Origin of the sequence: Aeromonas sp. QDB68 (genome assembly GCF_027707405.1) — a bacterium.
In the GTDB taxonomy this organism is placed as follows: domain Bacteria; phylum Pseudomonadota; class Gammaproteobacteria; order Enterobacterales; family Aeromonadaceae; genus Aeromonas; species Aeromonas caviae.
The window spans coordinates 1-6,593 of the sequence record NZ_JAPCIQ010000139.1 but is presented as its reverse complement, the minus strand read 5'-3'; the positions used below and the strand labels follow the sequence as shown (position 1 = coordinate 6,593).

At 60.2% G+C, this 6,593-nt stretch carries 3 protein-coding genes and 2 pseudogenes; 3 read left to right on the top strand and 2 right to left on the bottom strand.

The window, feature by feature from the left end:
• Positions 1-75: 75 nt before the first annotated feature.
• Together PG892_RS20900 and dapA are read right to left on the bottom strand one after the other, a co-directional pair.
• Positions 76-1,308, bottom strand: a pseudogene (locus PG892_RS20900) (GGDEF domain-containing protein); the annotation flags it as partial.
• Between the two features lie 95 nt (positions 1,309-1,403).
• Positions 1,404-2,276 carry a 4-hydroxy-tetrahydrodipicolinate synthase gene (gene dapA, locus PG892_RS20895; protein ID WP_039040606.1) on the bottom strand — a complete coding sequence of 291 codons (873 nt, stop codon included), beginning with the start codon at positions 2,274-2,276 and terminating at the stop codon, positions 1,404-1,406.
• A 278-nt stretch (positions 2,277-2,554) separates the two neighbouring features.
• Here dapA and rsmC point away from each other — a divergent pair, with 278 nt between their 5' ends.
• The 3 genes and pseudogenes from rsmC to glgA all read left to right on the top strand — a co-directional run bounded on the left by rsmC (position 2,555) and on the right by glgA (position 6,401).
• Positions 2,555-3,583, top strand: coding sequence for a 16S rRNA (guanine(1207)-N(2))-methyltransferase RsmC (gene rsmC, locus PG892_RS20890; RefSeq protein WP_223933705.1), 1,029 nt, complete (start codon positions 2,555-2,557; stop codon positions 3,581-3,583).
• Between the two features lie 147 nt (positions 3,584-3,730).
• Positions 3,731-4,951, top strand: a pseudogene (gene glgC / locus PG892_RS20885) (glucose-1-phosphate adenylyltransferase); the annotation flags it as partial.
• Entirely contained in the window at positions 4,941-6,401 is a 1,461-nt protein-coding gene (gene glgA / locus PG892_RS20880) for a glycogen synthase GlgA (RefSeq protein ID WP_039040607.1), read from the top strand. The pseudogene glgC and the gene glgA, both read left to right, overlap by 11 nt.
• Positions 6,402-6,593 lie beyond the last annotated feature (192 nt).

Here is a 6,593-nt window from a genome sequence, read left to right as displayed (position 1 = left end):
GGCGTGCATCGAGAAGACAGATTATCCCATCCCGGCAGAACTGATGCCGTCAACCCCGTCCTGGTGAATAGATACCTGATGGCGGCGAGCCCGCTCCCACTCCCGTTCCATGGTGATGTCCCATTGGCGGCGGTTGGCGATGCCAGTCAGGGGATCTTCCAGAGACAGCAGAGAGAGGCGCCGGTTGGCTTCCTCCAGCGCCCGGTTGGTATCGGCCAGTTGCCGGGTCCGCTCCTGCACCCTCAGCTCCAGCTCCCGATTGAAGCGCTCAAGCTTCTCCTGGGTGCGCTGGCGGATCAGCAACTGGGAGAGCACGGCGGCATACTGCTTGAAGATCTCGCTCTGATACGCCTTGAGGGGGCGCCGCCAGAGCAGGTTGTCGGCGGCGATCCAGCCGATGGGGGTACTCCCATCCCAGAGCGACACCATGGCGTTCCAGCCGCGACCCACCTCCTGCTTCTCGTAATAGAGAGGCGTGTCCTCCAGCACCAGGACATAGTCCTTGCGACGCAGCGCCTCCTGCACCGTGGGATGATCCGGAATGGGGCTGATGAAATGGCGCTCGTCGATGAGCTCACCCGCCTCGTTGGTCCCCCAAGTACCGTGCATGGTCTTGAATTCACTGTCAGTCAGGAAGATGGCGATGCGATCGAACTGCAACTCCTGGCGGGCCAGTGCCACCGCGTCGTGCAGCAAACGATCCTCGCTCTCGCAGCGGGAGAGCTTGACCCCCACCTGATGCAGCGCCTGCAGCATGCTGAGGAAAGAGTCCTGCAGGGCCTGGCTGCGCACGAGGTCTGCCTGGGTGTGGAGCCGCTGATCCCGCTCCAGATCCACCTGTCCCGCGAGTCGCCGACTCTCGAGCTCGGCAGCGAGATAATGCATGAGCAGCTGGATGCTCTGCTGCTGGCGTCTTGGCAGGCGATCTAGACGACGGCGGGTTTCCAGATAGACCACGGCCTCCAGCCCCTTGTGACGCTTGAGGGGGAAGCTCGCGCGCAGGCGCGGGATCTCGGGTTCGACGCTCTCCCGCTCCCAGATGGCACGGGTCGGCGCGATGGGCTCCACCAGCAACTGGCCGAGCGCAAGGGAACGTTCGATGAAGAGGATGGGCAATTCGAGGGAAGAGAGGATGTCGGCGCTCAGGCAGAGCAGACCCTGTTCCGGGCGATAGTGATAGAGCTGGGGCGTCGGAGCACGCAGCCACAGATAGATCTGTTCAGCCTCTGTTTTTTCCCTGACCGCAGACAAGGTCACTTCACAGAGATGTTCAAAACTGGTGAAGTGCTCCGGATCCCATTCTTCCATGCCAAATCATCCTTGGTTGTATCCAAGCGAGTATATCGGCAAAGCCCGGCCATTAATTGACCGGGCAATCAAAAGCGAGATCCAGAGCCCAGTTTTTACAACAGATTCAATGCCTGCATGGCACTGCGGATGCGCTCGCGGGTGGCCTCGGAGAGCGGCATCACCGGCAGACGGCACTCTTCGCTGCACAGACCCAGCAGAGAGACCGCATACTTGGCCCCTGCGGGGCTCGGCTCGGCGAACATGGCCTGGTGCAGCGGAATGAGCTTGTCCTGCAATTCGCGGGCAGCTTGCCACTCACCGGCCAGCGCCAGGTTCTGCACCTCGGCCACCAGCTTGGGGGCCACGTTGGCCGTCACCGAGATGCAACCCTGGCCACCACCGATGTTGTAGGCCACGGCGGTGGCATCTTCACCGGAGAGCCAGGCAAACGGCTTCTTGATGAGCTGGCGTTCAACCCAGGGGCGGGCCAGATCACCGGTGGCATCCTTCACGCCGGCAATGCGCGGCAACTCGGCCAGACGGGCCAGGGTCGCCGGCTGCACGTCAACGATGGCGCGGGGCGGAATGTTGTAGACGATGATGGGTTTGGTGGTGGCGTCGTGCACCGCCTTGAAGTGGTGGTAGAGCCCTTCCTGATTGGGGCGGTTGTAGTAACCGGCCACATGCAGGGTGGCATCCGCTCCCATCTGCTCGGCATAGCGGGTGTATTCAATGGCTTCAACCGGGTTGTTGGAGCCTGCACCTGCGATCACGGGAATGCGCCCGGCCACCAGCTTGACCACCAGCTCCACCACGCGGCAATGCTCATCGTGGGTCAGGGTCGGGCTCTCCCCGGTCGTGCCGACCGGCACTATGCCATGGGTTCCCTGCTCTATGTGCCACTCCACCAGGCGAGCCAGTGCGGCCTCGTCCAGCTGGCCCTGTCGAAATGGGGTGATCAGGGCAACTATCGAACCTTGAAACATGGGATTTCCTTCTCCTAAACAGATGGATTGGTCAATAAAAAGCCCCGGTACGGGAGTCGCTACCGGGGCTTGAATCGTCTCAGGGATGAGAGGTTACGCGCGCACGCCAGCAGGCCCGATTGTCAGGCTGTGTTTATGCTTTCGTTTCGATACGCATGACCGCATTGCATCATCTCTGGGTAAATAAGGCGTCTGGGCATATTTCGGGAACACGGCATAAATGTCAAGGCGAAAGCGGCCATGTATAATGGCCGCCCAAAAATGCGTGGAGAGACCCAATGAGCCGTCCTGTCAGTGCCGTCAGTCAGATGCTGGAACGTAACCAAGCCCTCTTTTTCGGCAAGCAGCTGTTGGTGTGCGGTGCCCTGGAGGATGATTATCCTCGTCAACTGGCCGAGCTGGCACAAGGCCTGACCGTCTTCACCACGGATTACTGCTATTACCGCAGCCAGCAGGCCGCTCTGGGAGACGCCATCCTGTTCGATCACCAGCTGGGGGGCGCCCCCCGATTCGATGCCCTGCTGCTGCTGATGCCCAAGGCCAAGGCCGAGGCGCAATACCTGCTGGCCATGATGACGCCGCTGCTCGAAAGCGGGGCCGACCTGTTCCTCGCCGGCGAGAACCGGGGCGGCATCAACGGGGCAGACAAGCTGCTGGCACCTTATGGCGAGAAACCGATCAAGCGCGACTCTGCGCGCCGCTGCTCTCTCTACCACGGCACGCTCGACAAACCGGTCGTTCCCTTCGAGCTGGACGCCTGGTTCAGTCGCTATGAGTGCCAGGCGGGCGACACCACCCTGACCGTCATGGCCCTGCCCGGGGTCTTCAGTGCAGACGGCCTGGATCTCGGCACCCAGATGCTGCTGGCGAGCCTCCCCCCCGTAACGGGCAAGCTGCTCGACTTTGGCTGCGGCGCCGGCGTCATCGGTTCCGTGCTGGCCAAGCGCAACCCGGCCCTGGCCGTCACCATGGTGGATATCAATGCCCTGGCACTGGAGTCCAGCCGCCGAACCCTGGCGGTCAACGGTCTGAGCGGACGTGTTCATGCCTCCGATGTCTATTCCGACATTGCCGAAACATTCCAACAGATTGTCTCGAATCCCCCCTTCCATGCCGGGCTCAAGACCTTCTACGCCGCCACCGAAACCTTCCTGGCAAAGGCACCTGAGTACCTGACCGCAAATGGCGCCCTGACCATAGTCGCCAATGCCTTCCTGCGATACCAGCCTATACTGGATGCGCACTTCAAACAGACCGAGGTGATCGCGGGCGATGCCAAATTCAAGGTGTATCTGAGCAAAGCTTAAAGAAGTGCAACGGTTGTAATAAAACAAGTAGAGAGTGCCAGACGGGATCTGTTAAGGTACCAGGAAAACGTTTACCACCCCTTTAGGGGTGTTTTTTTCGCAGCAACATGAAAACCTTTTCAACATCATGATCTCAGGGAGAGAACGACGATGGCAGGCATACTCACCATGATACTGGCAGGCGGTGAAGGTACCCGACTGCAACCGCTGACCACCACCCGCAGCAAACCCTCCGTACCCTTTGGCGGCAGTTACCGGTTGATCGACTTCGTGCTCAACAACTTCGTCAACGCCGACTTCCTGCGCATCTATGTACTCACCCAGTTCAAGTCCCAGTCCCTTTATCTGCACATGAAGAAGGGCTGGAACATCGTCGGCATCACGGATCGCTTCATCGATCCCATTCCGGCCCAGATGCGAATGGGCAAACGCTGGTATGACGGCACCGCAGACGCCATTTACCAGAACCTGCGCTTCATCGAGATCTCCGACCCCGAGCACGTCTGCATCTTCGGCTCCGATCACATCTACAAGATGGACGTGAGCCAGATGGTGAGCTTCCACAAGCAGAAAGCGGCCGCCCTGACCGTCGCGGCACTGCGCATGCCCATCGAGGAAGCAAGCGCCTTCGGGGTGATCGAGGTGGATCAGGAAGGGCGCATGATTGGCTTTGAAGAAAAGCCCCGTCACCCGAAACACATCCCCGGCGACCCCACCCAGGCCCTGGTCTCCATGGGCAACTACATCTTCGAGACCGAGGCCCTCTATCGGGAGCTCAAGCGGGATGCCGCCGAGGAGAACTCCAGTCACGATTTCGGCAAGGACATCATTCCCAGCCTGTTCCCCCGTGCCCCCGTGTATGTCTACGACTACAGCACCAACGTGATCCCGGGCGAGAAGCCCAACGTCTACTGGCGCGATGTGGGGACGCTCGACTCTTACTGGCAGGCACACATGGACCTGGTGGCCGACGATGCCCCCTTCTCTCTCTACAATCGCAAGTGGCCGCTGCACACCCATTACCCGCCCCTGCCCCCCGCCACCTTCATCGATACCGACGACTGCAAGGTCAAGATCGCCAACTCCCTGATCTCCGGTGGCTGCTTCATTCAGGGCAGCCAGATCCAGCGATCCATACTGGGATTTCGCTGCAACATAGGCCCCTGCAGCCACATCAGTGAATCCGTGCTGCTGGGGGATGTGAAAATCGGCGAAGGTTGCTCCATTCGCCGCGCCATCATCGACAAAAACGTTGAAATTGCACCCGGCACCGTGATCGGTGAGAATCTGGACCATGACAGAGAGCGGTTTACCGTATCCGAAGGCGGTATCGTCGTGGTACCTAAGGGAGCAAGAGTTGGCTATTAACCCACTGAAAATCCTGTTTGTAGCCTCGGAGGTTGAGGGGCTGGTGAAGACCGGGGGCCTGGCGGATGTGGCCAAGGCCCTGCCGCAGCATCTCGCCCGTCAGGGGCACGATGTGCGCATCATTATGCCCTTCTACAAGACCATCAAGCGCCGGGACGAGGCCACCCTCCTCGCCTCGCGCTGGCTCCCCACCCCCCAGGATCGCAGTGATATCAGCTATCGCATCCATCAGCTGGAACTGGACGGGATCTGCGTCTATCTGCTCGATTGCCCGCACTATTTCGACCGCCCCCAGCTCTATGCCGAGAACAACCAGGCCTATCCCGACAACGGTGAACGCTTTGCCTTTCTGGCCGCGGCGGCTCTGCATGCGTGCGAACAGCTGGGTTTCGCTCCCGACATCGCCCACTGCAACGACTGGCACACCGGTCTGCTGCCGCTGCTGCTGAAAACCCGTCATGCCCACAACCCCTTCTTCCAGCGCACCCGGTCGGTCATCAGCATTCACAACGCGGCCTTTCAGGGGGTATTCGATCGCCAGCAGTTCTGGGCCGTGCCGGAAATCCACGACTACGAGCAGCGCATCAACTACGACTATGGTCACATCAATCTGCTCAAGTGCGGTGTGCTCTACGCAGACAAGATCAATGCGGTCAGCCCCAACTACGCCAGCGAGCTGCTGACGCACCTGGGCGCTCACGGCATGGCCAGCGTATTCCAGCAGCGGGCTGCTGACCTGCGTGGCATCCTCAACGGCTGTGACTATCAGGACTGGGATCCCGCCTTCGATCCTCTGTTGCCCGCCACCTATGATGCCGACAACCTGGATGGCAAACACACCTGCAAGCGCATCCTGCAGCAGGAGACGGGGCTCCCCGTCGGCAACCTCCCCATCTATGGCATGGTGTGTCGACTGACCGAGCAGAAAGGAGTACACCTGCTCATCCCGGCGCTAGACAAGTTCTTGCAACATCAGGTCCAGGTAGTGATCGTGGGCTCCGGTGATCCCTCTCTCGCCGCCCAGTTGCAAAGCATTGCCCAGCAGCATCCCGACAAGTTTGCCTTCATCAATGCCTATGACGACCGTCTGGCCCACCTGGTGGAGGCCGGCGCCGACTTCTTCCTGATGCCTTCTCTGTTCGAGCCATGCGGGCTCAACCAGATGTACAGTCTGGCCTATGGCACCCTGCCCCTGGTTCGGGCTGTCGGCGGATTGAAAGATACCGTCGTGGACTGGGATGCCGACCCGACGCACGCGACCGGTTTCTGCTTCAACGATCCCACTGCCAGCACCTTGCTCGATGCCATGCGCCGCAGCCTGCTCCATTATCTGCAGGAGCCGGCACGTTTTGCCCGTGTGCAGCACCACGCCATGAACACCCGCTTCGACTGGGCAGACTCCGTCATCCTGTACGAACAGATGTATCAGGATGCGCTGGCCACCGTCTGACGCCGATTGCTGAAGTTTTGTGCCCTTGGCACGCCTTTATCCGTCAACAGCGAAAAAAGTCCCCTTTGGCTGTTGACGCCCCCCCAAAACTCTATAGAATCCCCCACCGCAGTGATGCGAAGGTGGCGGAATTGGTAGACGCGCTAGCTTCAGGTGTTAGTGTCCCACGGATGTGAGGGTTCGAGTCCCTCT